Below are 15,341 nucleotides of genomic sequence, written 5' to 3' on the forward strand. Positions count from 1 at the left end.
AAGGCATTTCAATTCATACACTGTGTAATTAATCGAGCCGTCATGACCCGCCATTTCGATGATCTGCAACTGGGCAGCCTGGAGCTGTTCTGTCTGGCGGCCGAACGTAGCAGCTTCACCGCCGCCGCCACCGAGGCGGGGGTCACACCGGCTGCGGTAAGCCGCAGCGTGGCGCGCCTGGAAGAGCGTCTGGGGGTGCGCCTGTTCGTGCGTACCACCCGGCTGATGCGTCTTTCCGAGGCGGGGCAGGCGTATTACCTGCAGTGTCGCCAAGCCCTCGGACAACTGGTCGAGGCTGAGCGCCAGGTCAGTGGTGGGCAGGCCATGCCCAGTGGCCGCTTGCGCATCAGTGCGCCCACGCCCTATGCCCACTACCGCCTGTTGCCGCTGCTGCCGCATTTTCGGCAACGCTACCCGCAGGTGCAGGTTGACGTGCACGTCAGCAACCGCAACGTCGACTTTGCCGAGGAGCACTTTGATCTCGCCATCCGCGGCCGTGAGCCTGCTGACTCGCGGCTGGTGGTACGGCGGCTGGAGAACGCCGAACTAGTGGTGGTGGCAACTCCCGCCTATTTGGCGCGGATGGGTACGCCGCATGTGCCGGAGGACTTGGCCGGGCATGAATGCATTCAGTTCGAGCTGGCCAGTACCGGCCGCCGGCCGCCTTGGCGTTTTCGTCGTGAGGGCCGTGAGCTGGAACTCGAGACGCAAGGGGGCTTCACTTGTCTGGGCGACTTCCTCGCCACCGCGACCTTGGTGCGCCATGGTGGCGGGCTGATGCAGGCCTACCGTTTTACCGTGCAGGACGCGCTGGACAGCGGCGAGTTGGTGGAGGTCCTGACGGCATACGGCGGTACCTCGCAGCCCTTCATGCTGATCTATCCTCAGGCTCGGCACATGCCGTTGAGGGTGCGGCTATTCATCGATTTCCTGTTTGCCGAGGGAGTGCGACCGCAAGGCTGAGCCCAAGCGTCAGCGCGCTTGGCCGACTATGCTATTTGCTGCGTCGAGCCAATGCCTCTCGATGACCTTTCCGATTTCCGAGGAGACCGCTCCATGAAATCCATGACACTGCTGGTAATTGCTTCTGTGCTGAGTTTTGCCGCCCATGCCGACCCCGCCAGCAATTGCGATGCGAAGATCAAGGAACTGGAAGACATGCACAAGGCCAGTGGTCAGGCAATGCACGGTGGCATGGCCCATGACTTCAAGGTGCATATGCAAAATGCCAAAGATGCTCGGGAGGCGGGTGACATGACCAAATGCCAGTCCTCCGCCGACCAGGCCAAGACCATCTACAACAAGGCCCGCAACAAATAGCGGCCATCCAGTTCTGCCCTGATCGCCGCCGAGCCCGCCCACAGGATCCTTGCTGAAACATTGACCGATGAGGTATCTGTGGGAGCCTGCTCGCCGGCGATCAGGTTGGTACTGGGCCGGATAAGCCTCAGAACCAGCGGTCGTTCTTCTTGCGACCGCGGGTCAGCGCCGGCAGGATCAGCCCCGCCAGCAGGCCCGCGCCGGCAATGCTGCCGCCGTAGACCATGTAGCGCATCATTACCTGTTTGTTCTCATCGCCCAGGCGCGCCTGAGCATCGCGCAGGTTCGACTGGGCCTGATCAAGCTGTTCGTTCAATGCCTGGTTGCGTGCTTGCAGTTCGTCGACCAGCTTTTTGCGCGAGTCGAGGGTTTCCTGCATGCCCTGTACGCGGTTCTTCCAGCTGTCATCGATGGTTTTCAGCTGCCCGGACAACTGCGCCACTTGCGCGTCAAGTTCAGGCAAGCGCTCCCCTTGGCCGGGGACCGATTGCAGGTCGCTGGAGAGGATCCACACCAGGTCACCGTTCTGCCCGCGCACCTGGCTGTAATTACCCTGGCTGCCGATCAGGGTCAGCTTCTGTCCGGATTTGAGTGTGCCGACGATGCGGTGGCCGTCGGTAGGGCCGCTGCGTACATAGGTGCTCAGGCTGTCGCTGACCCAGCGCGCATCGCTGGCCGGCTCTTGGGCATGCACGGGGGCGGCGAGAGCCACCAGGGCGGCGATCAGGCTGCCGCGCAGGGCAGGGAGGGCGAGGGAGGCTGGGCGGGATTCAGGCATGTTGGGTCTTCGCTGCATCAGGAAAAATAGGCCCGTTGACGTTTGAACGTTAGCTGGCCGGCGAACCGGTCGGTGAATTGACCGTCAGCGAAAGACCTCATTTTTGTATGCAGGTTCACTGCTGGGTGCGGGAATTGTCTGCAGGATGTTGCAAAAGGTGGGCTAGAGCGCTCCGGCGTACAGGCCGCTTTGCGTGTTGGAAGCGGCCCGTACGCGGGATCGTCAAGCGCCTGGAGAGAACCTCGCAGTTACTGCCTTTATGCGCCACGACAGGGAAGCTGCTCGATGTATTCGGCAATCCTGCGCCGCAGGCCGTGATCCTCCTGTTTGAGCAGTACATCGAATAGCGCGTGGCTGTAGCGGCTGCGCGCTGCGTCGCTTGCGTAGCTGCACGGGCTGAACTGCCACTGCTCGCTCACGGCCCGTTCAGCTGCCGCCAGCATGTTGGCGGGAATGGTGCTGCTGGCATGAAGCGGCGTGACATGGCTGCGTGCTATGTAGGCAAGCGCACCGTGCACCGCGCCGTCGACAAGCGACAAGGCAGACGCTACTGGCAGCCTGCCGAGCAGGTGCGCGGCAACCCGCGCGGCCTTTTCCCTGGCTTCGAAGGGCAGGCCATGCGCTGCGCAGCGCGAAGCGATGCAGGCACACACCTCTTCAATCGCCAGGGTTGTGATTGCCTCTCTGAGCTGTTCGCGCCACTCGGGCCGGGGGCCTGCGCCCAGCAGTTCAAGCAGCGCGCGATGCAGTAGCATCAGGCTTGCACGTTGGTGGCCGTGCAGGCTTACATTGACTACCCAGTACACTTTGTCACGCCATGCCCTGGGCGTTAGGTCATTGCTGAAACATGCCGGCGGAGAATCAGGGTCGACCAGCAGGATCAGGTCCTCTTGCAAAGCCTGCAGCAGACTTGCATCCATGGCCTTGGAAGGGCTGACCCATTGACCACCAGTGGGATGCTCCGCCGGCAGCAGCCGGTCGTGTTGTTTGTCCATCCGCACCTCCAGCAGGGCCAACAGTTGCAGCTTGCGGGTTATCGAAAGGCTGCGCAGGGGGATCGGCTGGCGTCTGGCCAGTGACCAGTGTTCCCTTATGCGTTGGCGCTGTAGCGCTTGCAGCTCCAGCCTGGCCTGCTGACGCGCCGCCAGGCACGGTTGACACGCGCAAACACGGTGCCACTGCCGACGCCCGGGGAAGTAATGGCGATGCTCGCAGGTTTTACAGAACGCCATGTTTTCGTGGCAGCTGGCAGCCGTGCGGCTTTTGCGCCGCTCGTACAGGCTGGTTTTGCAGTAGGGGCACCGAAGGGCGGCGCAGGGCAGGGGGGGAAAGGCCTTGATCAGACTGCTGGGTGCCACGTCGATGGCGTAGCGCTTGAGCAGGTGTGCAATCTTTTCACCGCTGATGTATTCGCTGTACAGCGCCTCGACCTGTTCAGCGGTAAGGTGCTGCAGCTTTGCTTGGAAGTCCGACAAACCTGAATCTCCCTGAAAAGTCCGTAATAGCCCGCTGTGGAGATGATCGTGCTTGCCGGATGGATAAGTGAAGCGTGCAAAGGCTAGATAATTCTCCATTGCGTGTAGGGCTTTTCTGATTTGGCCAGGCATCGGCAATCACTGCGCTTGACGCACTGCGATCAAGCGTGCGCCCTGCCGATCCTCGTGCAGTGCCCAGGGGCTAGACTGAATGTTCCCGGCCTGTCCCTGGAGCTATGCCATGACTGCCAAGAACACGATTTGCCTGTGGTTCGATCACGACGCGCAAGACGCTGCGAACTTCTACGCCAGCACTTTTCCCGACAGCGAGGTGATCGCGGTACACCAGGCACCGAGTGATTACCCCTCGGGCAAGGCGGGTGATGTGATCACGGTCGAATTCACCGTAATGGGCATCCCTTGCGTGGGGCTCAATGGCGGCAAGGCGTTCAGCCACTCAGAGGCATTTTCGTTTCAGGTCAGCACTGAGGACCAGGCCGAGACCGACCGACTGTGGCACGCCATCGTCAGCAATGGTGGACAGGAAAGCGTCTGCGGCTGGTGCAAGGACAAGTGGGGAATATCCTGGCAGATCTGCCCAAGGATCCTGATCGAAGCCATCGGCAACCCGGACCGGGCGGCGGCAAAGCGGGCGTTCGAGGCGATGCTGGACATGGGCAAGATCGATGTGGCCGCAATCGAGGCGGCGTTGCGCGGCTGACCGTCAGCGCAGGGCGCGCATGAGGCAGGTCATGCCTGTGTCAACCGAATGATCTGCCGTGCACAGAAGGCGCCGGTAATAATCACGCCAAACAGGCGCAAGGTCTGCATCGCCAGCACCAGCCCGACATCGGCGTGGGTTTCGACTGCGATAATCGCCATGGCATCCAGCCCGCCGGGGCTGGTGGCCAGGTACATCGACAAAAAGTCGGTGTCCATGGCGATTGCCAGTACCCAGGCACAGGCGGCACACAGGATGATCAAGGCCATGGCGCCGGCGATCATCGTCGGCAAGCGCTTCCAGACATAGCGCACGGTCTGCCGGTCAAAGCGCAGGCCTATGTAGCAACCGATGGCGCCGTAGGCGAAGGCCAGCAGTGGTTCGGGCAGGGTGATCGTCAGCACGCCGCTCAGTTGCAGCGCACCGCCGAGCAAAAGCGGCATCAGCAGGGCGCCGGCCGGCATGCGGCTACCCACCAGCACACCGATCAGCACCACGCCAACGCTGAGCACCGCGTCGAACAGGTGCGGGCTTTGCAGCACCGCCGGTGAACTGGCCGCGGCGCCGTTGCCCTGCGTAGCGCCCAGCAGGTGGCTGACCAGTGCACCGATCATCACCACGCACACCACCCGCACATACTGCATGGTCGCCACCACCCGGGCGTCAGCGCCGTTTTCCTCGGCCATCGATACCATGGCCGAGGCCGCGCCCGGCGCGGTACCCCACGCAGCCGTGCTGCCAGGTATGCCACCGAAGCGCACGGTACCGAGCCCGACCAGGGCGCTCAGGGCAACGGTAATGAAGGTGGCCAGCAGCATCAGGTGCCAGGACTGCGCCATTGAGACCATTACAGCCCAGGTCACCGAGTGCGCAACCAGCAGGCCAACACAGCCTTGGCCGAACCGGAATACCTGGCGGTGCATGCTCAAGCGTGCTCCGGATACGCCAAACGCAATGGCTACCAGCATGGGGCCGAGGAACAAGCCGGCCGGTACAGCCATGGCATGCAGCAGCTGGCCGGAGGCTCCGGCGCAGGTCAGCAGGGCTAGCCACAGGATGGGGGTTCTGGAAGAGCCTGAGAGGGCAGTCTGCACCGGGATACTCCTTGCGTAGCGACAACGCGGGCTGGCAGCGCCAGCGCAGAAAATTATCGACTGCGTAATCGATCAAGTCTATTTTCTACTTTTGATGAATCCATAACTGAAATTCATGAATCATGGACCTGCGCGATCTCACCTACTTCGAAACCATCGCCGAACTCGGCCATCTGGGCCGAGCCGCAGAAAAGCTCAACCGCAGCCAGCCGGCCCTGACCAAGAGCATTCAACGGCTTGAAGAGTCGCTGGGCGCCCGGTTATTTCAGCGCGACGGCCGCCGCATCAAACTCACTGATGTCGGCCAGCTATTGGTAGCGCGTGGCAGGCAGCTGCAACTGAACATCGCCGAAACCGAGCGAGAGGTGCGTGATTTTGCCAATGGGCTGGTGGGTAACATTCGCCTGGGCTGCGCGGCGAGCATGGCCGACCACTTGCTGCCTCACCTGACTGCCGCCTTGCTCGAACGGGCGCCTGAGGTAACCCTGAAGCTGTCCATCGCGCAGGACGATGTACTCAAGGAATCGCTGCGGGCGGGGCGCCTGGATGTGATCATTTCGCCGCAGCTTGCCGATGACCCGCAATTCACCACGCATGCCATCCTTGAGGATGAGGCGATCGTGGTGGCCAGCGCCGAGCATCCGGTGTTCTGCGGGCCCATCGAGCTGAAGGATCTCTGCCAGTACCGGTGGGTGCTGGCAGGGCCGACCGTTACAGCGCGGCGCTGGATCGATAATCTATTCATCAGCCACCAGTTGCCGGCGCCGCAAGTGCAAGTCGAAACCAACGCGATTTCACTGTTGCCACGGCTGATCGCCCGCACGCAACTGCTCAGCTTTGTCGCACGGGAAACGCTGGAGCACGGGTTAGGGATGTCGTGGTTGCGCGAGGTGCCGCTGCAGCAAACCACCATGCGCCGGACAGTCGCGGTGTCGGTGCGCACCGACGCCTACCTGTCGCCGGCAGCCGGAGTGATGGTGGCGCTGCTGAAGGAAAAGGGCCCAAGCTTCTTCGAGCGGGATTGAGTCGCTTGCACGGCACCGGCTTTGCCGGGCTATCAAACGTGGGCCCTGTGTGCGGGGTCAGGCCACTGGAATGGTCGGGTCCGCCGCCGCCAGTGCGGCCTGGCGGTCCTCGGCTGCCGGCGGATAGATCCAGATCGAGTTGATCTGCGACTTCAGCACCTTGGCTTCGGCCTTGTCAGTGGGCGGCGAGACCGTGCGCTCCCAGCCTTCTGTGTACACCGCGCCCCAGGCACCCAGGTCGAGGCAGGTTACGTACTTGGGCTGGCTGTAGGGCATTGGCGCCACCCCAATCAGTTCGGCCACAGCGTTGTTGCCTGCGTAACGCCCGAGCGGGATGGCATGCTGGCAGGACATCACCGCGTAGTTGCCCGCGTCATCGCAGGCTGCGTAGGCCACGTCACCGGCCGCATACACAGCATCGTTGCCCTTGACCTTGAGGTTGCCATCCACATGCAGGCGGCCTTGACGGTCGCGGTCGCCGCTGATCTGTTCGGTCAACGGGTTGGCCTTGAAACCCACGGTCCAGATCACTGTACTGGCCTCGATGCGCTGGCCGTTGTCCAGCAGTACGCCTTCGGGGTCGACCGCAGCCACGGTGGCCGCGCAGATCCATTCGATACCCAGTGACGCGCAGGCCTGTTCGATAGAGGGGCGAATGCCCTCGCCCAGGGCTGCACCGATTTTCACGCCGCGGTCGACCACCACCACGCGCAGCCGTGCCTGCTCGCCGAGGATCTTGCGCAAGCGCGATGGCAATTCGGTCGCGGTCTCGATGCCGGTGAAGCCGCCGCCCGCCACCACCACTGTATTGCGGGCAGGGGTGTCGGGCAGGTTGGCCAAGGACTTGAGGTGGGCCTCAAGGCGTGCGGCACTGTCGATCTTGTCGACATCGAAGACATGTTCGATACCGACCATGTCCGGGCGGTTGAGAACGCTGCCACAGGCCATGATCAGTCGGTCGTAGGGCAGGCTGCACTCGGTGCCGCTTTGGGTGCGGTAGCTCACACGCTTGCCGGCTTCGTCGATGTGGAACGCCGTGCCCTGCACGAAACGCACACTCACCGCCTCGAACAACGCCTGCAACGGTGCAGCCATGGTGTGTACGTCGGGCTCGTAGAACCGTGGGCGCACATGCAATTCGGGCTGAGGCGCGAGCAGCGTCACCTCGATATCCGTACGGCCATGCAGGTCCAGTTGGCGGACAGCGCTCAGGGCGCTCCACAGGCCGGCGAAACCTGCGCCAATGATCAGGATGTTTTTCATCGTTGTGCTCCTGGAAGGTCCGGATAGAACAAGGTAGCCCTTGTATGCGATCAACGATGCTACGGGCGACGAAGCGCGGGCCCTAGGCCAAAGAACCCTGAATTTCGGCCAGCGGCACGCTGCGGGCGAAGCGTGCACGGTAGTCGCGCGGGGTGACAGCCAGGTGGCGTTGGAAGGCCAGGCGCATGCGTTCTTCGCTACCGAAGCCGCACAGGCGGGCGACCTGCTCGATGTGGCTATCGGTGTTTTCCAGCTGGCGCCGGGCCGCTTCCAGGCGGAACACCTCGATCGCCTTGGCCGGTGTGCGGCCGGTCTTCAGTTTGTACACCCGGGTGAAATTGCGCAGGCTCATATGCGCCTGTTCGGCCAGGCGCTCGACGCTCAGGCGTGGGTCGCCCAAGTGCTCATTGAGCCACAGGTGCAGGGCTTCGAACTCCGCGCTCTGCTGGCCTTGCAGCTTGAGCAATTCGCTGAACTGCGCCTGGCCGCCCGGGCGCTTGAGAAACACCACCAGTTCGCGCGCCACCTGCATCGCGACGTCGCGGCCGCAGTCCATTTCGACCAGCGCCAGGGCCAGGTCGATCCCTGCACTCACACCCGCCGAGGTCCACACGGTGCCTTGCTGAACGAAGATCGATTCGTGGTCCACCTGCACGGCCGGGAAGTCACGGCGCAACGCCTCGCACATGGCCCAGTGGGTGGCAGCGCGCCGGCCGTCGAGCAGGCCGGCGCTGGCCAGCAGGAAAGTGCCGCTGCAGACAGACGCCGTACGCCTGGCGTGCAGGCTGGCGCGGCGCAGCCAGGCCACCAGTGGGCCGTGCTGGGGAAGGCTACGGATGATGTCCGGCGCGCCGGGTACGATCAGTGTGTCGACGGCCTGGGCCATGGCGTCATCCAGGCGCTCGGTGGCCACCACCAGGCCTTCGGCGGTTGGCTGGAGGCCACCGTCGAGGCTGGCGGTATGTAGGCGGTAGCCGGGCAGACCGCGCTCGGCCATGGCCTTGGTGGCTGCCCAGAACACGGTTTGCGCGCCGCTGAGGTCGAGCAGGCCCATGGCGGGGTAGGCAACGAAAACCACTACCCGAGGCTGGTCGACGGGTAACAGGGGAGGGTCAAGTTGCCCTGCGATATCGGTCATGGTGTGGCCTGATTGAAACGAAAGTGGCGCTTGACCGCTGGGTCACCGAAACGGCCCACAGGGCATGCACTGGTCGCGCTGTGCAACGTTACAGGGAGTTTGAGTCTGGGTGAATGCCCAGGCGCGATCCAGATTATCTGTACTGTTGCGCAAGGCCGAAGCCTAACTGTGCCGGTCCAGCATGCGCAAATGGCTTTATGCTGTAACGAAATATGTCTAGAACGCCTGAAGAAGGAAGCTGCAATGCCGCTCAAGGACCTGCTGATTGCTCTGGTGGTGATCGTCGCCTGGGGAGTCAATTTCGTGGTCATCAAGGTAGGCCTTGATGGCCTGCCTCCGATGTTGTTGGGGGCATTGCGCTTTCTGCTGGTTGCGTTCCCGGCTATCTTGCTGGTCAAGCGGCCGAAACTGCCGTGGCGCTGGCTGATCGCCTATGGCGCCACGATTTCCCTGGGGCAGTTCGCCTTCCTCTTCCAGGCCATGTACAGCGGCATGCCGCCAGGCCTGGCGTCACTGGTGTTGCAATCACAGGCTTTCTTCACCCTCGGGTTTGCCGCGCTTTTTCTCGGGGAGCGCTTGCGCCTGGCGAGCCTGCTGGGTTTGCTGGTGGCAGCCAGCGGGCTGGCGCTGATCGGCAGCGAGGACAGTGGCCACGTGCCGATGGTGGCCCTGCTGCTAACTTTGTGCGCAGGTGCGATGTGGGGCATGGGCAACATCATCACGCGGCGGTTTGGCTCGGTCGACCTGGTTGCGCTGGTGATATGGGGCGGGCTGATCCCGCCGCTGCCATTTTTGGCCCTGTCTTGGTGGCTGGAAGGGCCCGAGCGTATCGGCCATGCGTTGGCCAATATCAGCTGGAGCTCGGTGCTGGCGCTGATCTACCTGGCGTTCGTAGCCACCATGCTCGGCTACAGCTTGTGGAGCACGCTGCTGTCGCGGCACCCGGCGGGTAAGGTCGCGCCGTTCTCGTTGCTGGTGCCGGTGATTGGCTTGAGTTCTTCCGCCTGGTTGCTGGGGGAGCGGCTTACGGCGGTGCAGGGGTGGGGGGCGCTGTTGGTGATGCTAGGGTTGCTGGTCAATGTGTTCGGACCCAAGCTTGGGCAGCGGTTACGGGCTGCGAGCGCTCAATAACGATTGTGTAGAGCCGTTCGGCCCTCTCCCGGGTAAACCCGAAGGGCCGATGCTTTGTTAGACTCGGGCTCTTTTGTCACGCCACCGGAGCCCCCATGATCATATCCACCACCAGCCAACTCGAAGGCCGGCCGATTGCTGAGTACCTTGGCGTAGTCAGCTCCGAATCGGTGCAAGGCATCAACTTCGTGCGCGATTTCTTTGCACGATTTCGCGACTTCTTCGGCGGCCGTTCCCAGACGCTGGAAGGCGCACTACGCCTCGCCCGCGAGCAGGCGACCGAAGAATTGAAAGCACGGGCACGGCAGTTGCAAGCCGATGCAGTAGTGGGTGTGGATTTCGAAATCAGCATGCCCTCGGTGCAAGGCGGCATGGTTGTAGTGTTCGCCACGGGCACCGCTGTGCGCCTTAAATAAAGGCATTGTGCCATTGGTCGGCTCCGGGTGTTTTGCCCGAGCGGTCCGTAAATGACCGGCTAGTCTCACTTTCACAGGCTGCGTTTTTCCAGGCAAAACCCTTTACTTGCCGGCGCGGTCGCCACTGAAATGGAGACGGGGCATGAGTGAGTCCTTTTTCGAAGACATGAATGATGCGTTCCCCATCAACAGCCAGGTGCGCTGCGGTCAGGCAGCGTTTCGCCTGGGCTTTGCCCACATGACGCTGGATGATTCGGAGCAGCTGCAACCGGCACATCTGCAACGCAGCAAAAAGGGCCGCTTCACGCCGAGGGTTGCGCCGAGAAAGTGACCCCGTTCACATAACCCCGCACCAGTTGCGGGGTTTTTTAGTTCCTTGTTTGATCTTGCTCATGGTAACGCTGGGTTGTGCTCGCCGAATCGATGCAACTGTGGTCTTCTGCCCGGGATCTCAGGAAAGGAGTGATGTTTGCATGCGGGTCAGGGAAGAGACTTACTGGCAGTGGGCCGATGCGCAATTGCACTGCCGCAGCCACGATGAAGCACTGAGCGATGGCACCACCATCGATGTCCAGGTGCGCCTGTCACGGCTGGGCGCCACGCAACTGTTCCTCGGGCTATACGGCCTGGACGGCAAAGCGTTGCTTGAAGAGTACTACCCGGCACGGCCTGGTGAGACCATGACACGAGCCATGGTATGGGGCGTTGAGCGGGCCAGGGCGCTGGCGACCGGCGCATTGGCATTGCCGCAGCGACAGCGTCGCCAGGCATGAAAAAGCCCGGCCTGTTCGGGCCGGGCTCAGGAAGTGGTGTGGCAGCCCAATGAAGGGTCAGTTGAGCGGCTCGATCACCTTGACTGCCTGCCGCTCACGGGCGGCGGGCCATTCTTGTTGCAGGGTCTGCAGCACGCGGCCAACGAACTCGGTGTCGGCGGCGGCCTTCTTGCCGACGTAGCCTTGGCCTCGGCGGTAGACCTTGAAGCGGGCACGCATGCTGGGCAGGTGCTCTTCAAATTCATCTTCGATGGTGTTCGGCGGAAGGCGGTCGAGGCGCACTTCGCCGGTTTGGCTGACCCACAGCAGATGGTCGTCGAGGCTGTCCTTGCGCATGGCAAACAGCTGGGCCAGTTGGTCAATTGTGGGATTGTTGTTCAAGTTCATCATAAAGCCCCCATTACCCGTTTTTGTTGGTGATTTTCACAGTTGGCGCTACAGCATGTAGCGCACTACCAAGGCTGCTACAGCAGCATCGCAACAGGGGCTTTCTCACGCTGCCTTTTGGACAGTTCCCTCTCCACGGACGGCCTGCGTTACCGCGCAGACCATCTGGAACACCCTTGCCACCGCTCCCGATCGGGGAGACAGCTTCATCATGCCCAAGCGCGATGAATGGCGTCAACCGTTTTGTAGTGAATATTTTTTGCCACTACATCTTGTCGGACAATCCTGCTCGGAGTGCCTTTCAGCGGTCGATACTGGAGAGGATCCGGTAGGCTGCACGCACGCGCTCTTCGTTGGGATAATTGCGGTTTGCGAGAAGAACGATGGCCTTGCCTTCAGCAGGAATGAACGCGGCATAGGCACCAAAGCCGCTTGTGGCGCCGGTCTTGTTGTACCAGGCCTGGGGCAGGGCGGGGCGTGTCGGGTTCAGACGCTGGGTGGCTTGAGGTTCGCGAACGATCCGCGAGCTGTTGCCATCGACCAGCGTATCGAGCGCTGCGGGGTAGGGGTAGCGCTCCCATCCCAGACCTTGGATCATTGCGCCGACCTGGAAATAGCCCGCCTGGGTGATGGCGGCCGCCTTTCTCAACGCAGGCGATAGCTCGGCTGGCTGCATGTGCAGGCGCACGTAGCGCAGCAGGTCGCTGGCGCTGGTCTTGATTCCGTAGGCCTCATCGGCATACGGGCCCGGGCTGACGTGCACCGGCCGGTTCTGCGCGTCATACCCTTGGGCATAGAGGCCCTGCGCGCTGGCAGGTACTTGCAGGTAGGTGTGTTTCAGGCCCATTTGCGGCAACAGGCTTTTGGTCATCAGTTCAGCGAATGGCTGCTGCTGCGCGCGTGCCGCCAAGTCGCCGAACAGTCCCAGGCTGGGATTGGAATAGCAGCGCTGGGTGCCGTGTTCGGCACGGGGCTTCCAGGTTCTGAAAAATTCCAGGGCTTGCTCGTCCGTCTGGACAGAGTCAGGGAACTGCAGTGGCAGGCAGTCGGCGCTGTACGCCCCCAGTTCGAGCACACTGGTCTTACCCAACGATGTGCCGGCAAGGGCTGGCTGGTAGCGTTGGGCCGGTGCGTCGAGATCGAGCTTGCCTTCGGCGCTGGCCAGTGCGGCAAGGGTAGCGGTGTAGGTCTTGCTCAATGAGCCGATCTCGAACAGCGTATCGGCGGTGACAGGGCTGTTGTCGGTCTTGCTGGCCACGCCGTAGCTGAAGTAGTGCGCCTTGCCGTTTACGTACAGGCCCACGGCCATGCCGGCGATGTCCTGGTCATGCATCAGTGGGCGGATGATGTCGTCCACCTGCGCCTGCAGTGGATCGGCTGCGTTTGCACTGGTGGCGATCAAGGCCAGTGCGGTAGCGGCAGTGAGGGAAGCGAAGTGCATACAAAGATCCTTTTCAGTTTGTGTCCGTTGAGCGATACCGGTGGGGGTTCCGGCGTTAGCGGGAAAAAGCCCAGAACCATATCGTCTGTTCTTGCACAACGACAAGACGGAAACTGTTATGAAGTATTTGCGCATGCTGTTCGACAACTTCACCTTGGCCCTGCTCGGGGTGGTGCTGATCGCCACTGTGCTGCCCTGCTCGGGCGATGGCGCGGTGTATTTCGGTTGGTTGACCAACCTGGCCATCGGTCTGCTGTTCTTCCTTCACGGTGCCAAACTGTCGCGCGAGGCGATAATCGCCGGTGCCGGGCACTGGCGTCTGCACTTGCTGGTGTTCTCCTGCACCTTCGTGCTGTTCCCGTTGCTCGGCCTGGCTTTCAAGCCACTGTTCGTGCCGCTGGTGGGCAACGAGTTGTATCTGGGCGTCCTCTACCTCTGCGCTTTGCCGGCCACCGTGCAGTCGGCCATTGCCTTCACGTCGCTGGCCCGCGGCAACGTGCCGGCAGCCATCTGCAGTGCAGCGGCCTCCAGCCTGATCGGGATTTTCCTGACGCCGCTGCTGGTGATGTTGCTGTTGGGGGCTGGGGGGGATACCGGTTCGGGGCTGGATGCAGTGTTGAAAATTACCCTGCAGCTGTTGGTGCCCTTCGTCGCCGGGCAGATCGCTCGCCGCTGGATCGGCGCATGGGTCAAGCGCAATGCGCGCTGGCTCAAACTGGTTGATCAGAGTTCGATCCTGCTGGTGGTCTACACCGCGTTCAGCGAGGCGGTAGTGACGGGCTTGTGGCACACGGTATCGGCGCAGCATCTGGCGGGGTTGTTCGCGGTGTGTGGGATTTTGCTGGCGGTGGTGCTGCTCGGTACGCGTCTGCTGGGCAAGGCATTGGGGTTCAGCCTTGAAGACCGCATCACCATCCTGTTTGCAGGCTCCAAGAAGAGCCTGGCTACGGGCGTGCCAATGGCGCAAGTGCTGTTCGTGGGCAGTGGCATCGGGGCCATGATCTTGCCGCTGATGCTGTTCCATCAGATCCAGTTGATGGTGTGTGCGGTGCTGGCGCAGCGGTATGCCAGCCGGATGGAGGAGGGTGAGGGGGCTACTGCTTCCTCCTGATGGACATCACTTTACCGGCCTGCGCGCGGGTCTGGCCGCGAGCAGGCCGGTAAACACTAACGAGCCTGCCCCGAACTGCGCTGGCGCAAGGCTTTGCCCACCTCGGCCTCGACCTCGTAGGCGGGCTCTTCCAGCGCCTCGTAATTGCGCGTATAGCGACGGGCGAATTCCTCTACCCCCAGTTCCTGGTACTGCTGCACATGCTTGAGCTCATGCGCCCACAGTGCCACGTTGTCCTCTGCATCACTGGCATGGCGGAAGATGATCGTGTCGATCAGCGTCACCGCATTCACATCCGGATTCTGCAGCAGGGCATTGGCGGCGCTGATCTGCTGCTCGTCGCCAACCCGAAAGCGCGCTGCATCGAGCACGGCAAAGTCATACCAGCCCTCGAGCTGGGCCCGTATGTGCAAGGGGATCGGTTCACTGCCGTTGGCGGTAGCTTCATCGCGGGCTTGGCGCAAGGCGAAGGCCAGGCTGCTGGAGGCCATGACCTCGACGTCCTTTAGCACCTGGCCGGCCTGGCCAAGGTCGATCGGCGCGCAGAAGCAACCCATCAGGCAGACCTGATACTGCCCCGGTGGGCAGGCCTGCTCGGCAGAGGCCGCAGTGCTCAGCAACATTGCACACAGCAGGCTAGCAGCTCTCATTCAGAGCCCTTTCGACGCTACTTCGATTGGCCTGCAGAAGTTGGGTTTGAACCGACTCGCTGGCCAGCATGCGCCCGACCACCAGCGCCCCGACACACTGGCTGATCAGCACCCAGGCCAAGGCTTCATCCTCCAGCGTCTGGCTCCACGCAGCGTGCAGTTTCACCAGCCAGTGTTCGGCTTCTTCACGCACCGGCGGTTCGGCGCGGGCGATTTCCACCCCCAGTGGCGGCAACGGGCAGCCGCCCTCGGCATTGTGCAGATGCGCCAGGCTCAGGTACTGCTGCAGGCAGCGCGCCAGGCGTTCGCGGCTGGCGCCCTGATTGGCCAGGCGTGCCAGCGGGCTGTTGCAAAGCTCCTGACGGACCACTTCGGTAAACAGGTCGTCCTTGGACGGGAAGTGGTTGTAGAAGGCGCCACCGGTCAGGCCGATGGCTTTCATCAGCCCGGCCACGCCGGTGCTGGCAAAACCGCCGCGCTTGGCCAGTGCGCCGCTGCTGGCTAGCAGTTTGTCACGGGTTTGTTGCTTGTGTTCAGTTGAGTAGCGCACCTGAAAACCTCACGGGCGGGCTTGACGTTGCCGGGGATCGTAACATAGCGTTCGTTTACTAAACGATC

General features: G+C 62.3%; 18 protein-coding genes. 9 read left to right on the forward strand and 9 right to left on the reverse strand.

Annotated features, from left to right (window positions below; genetic code table 11):
• Positions 1–42: 42 nt before the first annotated feature.
• The gene (locus JET17_RS12035; RefSeq protein WP_012314227.1) at positions 43–963 is read left to right on the forward strand and encodes a LysR family transcriptional regulator; all 921 of its coding nucleotides are present in this window, start codon (positions 43–45) and stop codon (positions 961–963) included.
• Between the two features lie 93 nt (positions 964–1,056).
• Positions 1,057–1,320: a hypothetical protein gene (locus JET17_RS12040; RefSeq protein WP_012314228.1), complete on the forward strand. Its 264-nt coding sequence runs from the start codon at positions 1,057–1,059 to the stop codon at positions 1,318–1,320.
• A gap of 127 nt (positions 1,321–1,447) precedes the next feature.
• On the opposite strand, the gene JET17_RS12045 is transcribed toward JET17_RS12040, so the two are convergent.
• Together JET17_RS12045 and JET17_RS12050 are read right to left on the reverse strand one after the other, a co-directional pair.
• Positions 1,448–2,098, reverse strand: a complete 651-nt coding sequence (locus tag JET17_RS12045; protein WP_042111414.1) for a TIGR04211 family SH3 domain-containing protein — start codon at positions 2,096–2,098, stop codon at positions 1,448–1,450.
• A 257-nt stretch (positions 2,099–2,355) separates the two neighbouring features.
• Positions 2,356–3,573, reverse strand: coding sequence for a hypothetical protein (locus JET17_RS12050; RefSeq protein WP_012314230.1), 1,218 nt, complete (start codon positions 3,571–3,573; stop codon positions 2,356–2,358).
• A 241-nt stretch (positions 3,574–3,814) separates the two neighbouring features.
• Here JET17_RS12050 and JET17_RS12055 point away from each other — a divergent pair, with 241 nt between their 5' ends.
• Positions 3,815–4,294, forward strand: a complete 480-nt coding sequence (locus JET17_RS12055) for a VOC family protein (protein WP_042111416.1) — start codon at positions 3,815–3,817, stop codon at positions 4,292–4,294.
• A gap of 29 nt (positions 4,295–4,323) precedes the next feature.
• Here the strand turns inward: JET17_RS12055 and JET17_RS12060 are convergent, their stop codons facing one another.
• Positions 4,324–5,388, reverse strand: coding sequence for an AbrB family transcriptional regulator (locus JET17_RS12060; RefSeq protein ID WP_012314232.1), 1,065 nt, complete (start codon positions 5,386–5,388; stop codon positions 4,324–4,326).
• Positions 5,389–5,510: 122 nt separating this feature from the next.
• Here JET17_RS12060 and JET17_RS12065 point away from each other — a divergent pair, with 122 nt between their 5' ends.
• On the forward strand, positions 5,511–6,413 hold the full coding sequence (locus JET17_RS12065) for a LysR family transcriptional regulator (RefSeq protein ID WP_012314233.1): 903 nt from the start codon (positions 5,511–5,513) through the stop codon (positions 6,411–6,413).
• A 57-nt stretch (positions 6,414–6,470) separates the two neighbouring features.
• Here JET17_RS12065 and JET17_RS12070 read toward each other — a convergent pair whose 3' ends face one another.
• Together JET17_RS12070 and JET17_RS12075 are read right to left on the reverse strand one after the other, a co-directional pair.
• Positions 6,471–7,676, reverse strand: a complete 1,206-nt coding sequence (locus JET17_RS12070; RefSeq protein WP_012314234.1) for an NAD(P)/FAD-dependent oxidoreductase — start codon at positions 7,674–7,676, stop codon at positions 6,471–6,473.
• An 82-nt stretch (positions 7,677–7,758) separates the two neighbouring features.
• Positions 7,759–8,814, reverse strand: a complete 1,056-nt coding sequence (locus JET17_RS12075; protein WP_012314235.1) for a GlxA family transcriptional regulator — start codon at positions 8,812–8,814, stop codon at positions 7,759–7,761.
• 243 nt (positions 8,815–9,057) lie between these two features.
• On the opposite strand from JET17_RS12075, the gene JET17_RS12080 reads away from it, so the two are divergent.
• The 4 genes from JET17_RS12080 to JET17_RS12095 all read left to right on the forward strand — a co-directional run bounded on the left by JET17_RS12080 (position 9,058) and on the right by JET17_RS12095 (position 11,134).
• Positions 9,058–9,945, forward strand: coding sequence for an O-acetylserine/cysteine exporter (locus JET17_RS12080; RefSeq protein ID WP_012314236.1), 888 nt, complete (start codon positions 9,058–9,060; stop codon positions 9,943–9,945).
• A gap of 95 nt (positions 9,946–10,040) precedes the next feature.
• Positions 10,041–10,361, forward strand: coding sequence for a YbjQ family protein (locus JET17_RS12085; protein ID WP_012314237.1), 321 nt, complete (start codon positions 10,041–10,043; stop codon positions 10,359–10,361).
• A 142-nt stretch (positions 10,362–10,503) separates the two neighbouring features.
• Positions 10,504–10,692 carry a hypothetical protein gene (locus JET17_RS12090; protein WP_012314238.1) on the forward strand — a complete coding sequence of 63 codons (189 nt, stop codon included), beginning with the start codon at positions 10,504–10,506 and terminating at the stop codon, positions 10,690–10,692.
• A gap of 142 nt (positions 10,693–10,834) precedes the next feature.
• The gene (locus JET17_RS12095) at positions 10,835–11,134 is read left to right on the forward strand and encodes a hypothetical protein (protein WP_012314239.1); all 300 of its coding nucleotides are present in this window, start codon (positions 10,835–10,837) and stop codon (positions 11,132–11,134) included.
• Positions 11,135–11,191: 57 nt separating this feature from the next.
• On the opposite strand, the gene JET17_RS12100 is transcribed toward JET17_RS12095, so the two are convergent.
• Both JET17_RS12100 and ampC read right to left on the reverse strand, forming a co-directional pair.
• Positions 11,192–11,524, reverse strand: coding sequence for a hypothetical protein (locus tag JET17_RS12100; protein ID WP_012314240.1), 333 nt, complete (start codon positions 11,522–11,524; stop codon positions 11,192–11,194).
• Between the two features lie 298 nt (positions 11,525–11,822).
• Positions 11,823–12,962, reverse strand: coding sequence for a class C beta-lactamase (gene ampC / locus JET17_RS12105; RefSeq protein ID WP_012314241.1), 1,140 nt, complete (start codon positions 12,960–12,962; stop codon positions 11,823–11,825).
• 118 nt (positions 12,963–13,080) lie between these two features.
• Here ampC and JET17_RS12110 point away from each other — a divergent pair, with 118 nt between their 5' ends.
• On the forward strand, positions 13,081–14,073 hold the full coding sequence (locus JET17_RS12110; protein ID WP_012314242.1) for a bile acid:sodium symporter family protein: 993 nt from the start codon (positions 13,081–13,083) through the stop codon (positions 14,071–14,073).
• A 56-nt stretch (positions 14,074–14,129) separates the two neighbouring features.
• On the opposite strand, the gene JET17_RS12115 is transcribed toward JET17_RS12110, so the two are convergent.
• Together JET17_RS12115 and JET17_RS12120 are read right to left on the reverse strand one after the other, a co-directional pair.
• Positions 14,130–14,723 (reverse strand): DUF4157 domain-containing protein, encoded by a 594-nt coding sequence (locus JET17_RS12115; RefSeq protein WP_012314243.1) that lies wholly within the window; start codon positions 14,721–14,723, stop codon positions 14,130–14,132.
• Positions 14,710–15,273, reverse strand: coding sequence for a TetR/AcrR family transcriptional regulator (locus JET17_RS12120; protein WP_012314244.1), 564 nt, complete (start codon positions 15,271–15,273; stop codon positions 14,710–14,712). Before JET17_RS12120 ends, JET17_RS12115 begins: the two co-directional genes overlap by 14 nt.
• Between the last annotated feature and the right edge of the window lie 68 nt (positions 15,274–15,341).

The organism is Pseudomonas putida, from assembly GCF_016406145.1.
Lineage (GTDB): Bacteria > Pseudomonadota > Gammaproteobacteria > Pseudomonadales > Pseudomonadaceae > Aquipseudomonas > Aquipseudomonas putida_E.

Coding starts and splice junctions, on each gene's coding strand:
- JET17_RS12055 (WP_042111416.1), top strand. CDS start 3,815: ATGACTGCCAAGAACACGATTTGCCTGTGGTTCGATCACGACGCGCAA.
- JET17_RS12095 (WP_012314239.1), top strand. CDS start 10,835: ATGCGGGTCAGGGAAGAGACTTACTGGCAGTGGGCCGATGCGCAATTG.
- JET17_RS12080 (WP_012314236.1), top strand. CDS start 9,058: ATGCCGCTCAAGGACCTGCTGATTGCTCTGGTGGTGATCGTCGCCTGG.
- JET17_RS12085 (WP_012314237.1), top strand. CDS start 10,041: ATGATCATATCCACCACCAGCCAACTCGAAGGCCGGCCGATTGCTGAG.
- JET17_RS12070 (WP_012314234.1), bottom strand. CDS start 7,676: ATGAAAAACATCCTGATCATTGGCGCAGGTTTCGCCGGCCTGTGGAGC.
- JET17_RS12040 (WP_012314228.1), top strand. CDS start 1,057: ATGAAATCCATGACACTGCTGGTAATTGCTTCTGTGCTGAGTTTTGCC.
- JET17_RS12100 (WP_012314240.1), bottom strand. CDS start 11,524: ATGATGAACTTGAACAACAATCCCACAATTGACCAACTGGCCCAGCTG.
- JET17_RS12045 (WP_042111414.1), bottom strand. CDS start 2,098: ATGCCTGAATCCCGCCCAGCCTCCCTCGCCCTCCCTGCCCTGCGCGGC.
- JET17_RS12065 (WP_012314233.1), top strand. CDS start 5,511: ATGGACCTGCGCGATCTCACCTACTTCGAAACCATCGCCGAACTCGGC.
- ampC (WP_012314241.1), bottom strand. CDS start 12,962: ATGCACTTCGCTTCCCTCACTGCCGCTACCGCACTGGCCTTGATCGCC.
- JET17_RS12115 (WP_012314243.1), bottom strand. CDS start 14,723: ATGAGAGCTGCTAGCCTGCTGTGTGCAATGTTGCTGAGCACTGCGGCC.
- JET17_RS12035 (WP_012314227.1), top strand. CDS start 43: ATGACCCGCCATTTCGATGATCTGCAACTGGGCAGCCTGGAGCTGTTC.
- JET17_RS12075 (WP_012314235.1), bottom strand. CDS start 8,814: ATGACCGATATCGCAGGGCAACTTGACCCTCCCCTGTTACCCGTCGAC.
- JET17_RS12110 (WP_012314242.1), top strand. CDS start 13,081: ATGAAGTATTTGCGCATGCTGTTCGACAACTTCACCTTGGCCCTGCTC.
- JET17_RS12090 (WP_012314238.1), top strand. CDS start 10,504: ATGAGTGAGTCCTTTTTCGAAGACATGAATGATGCGTTCCCCATCAAC.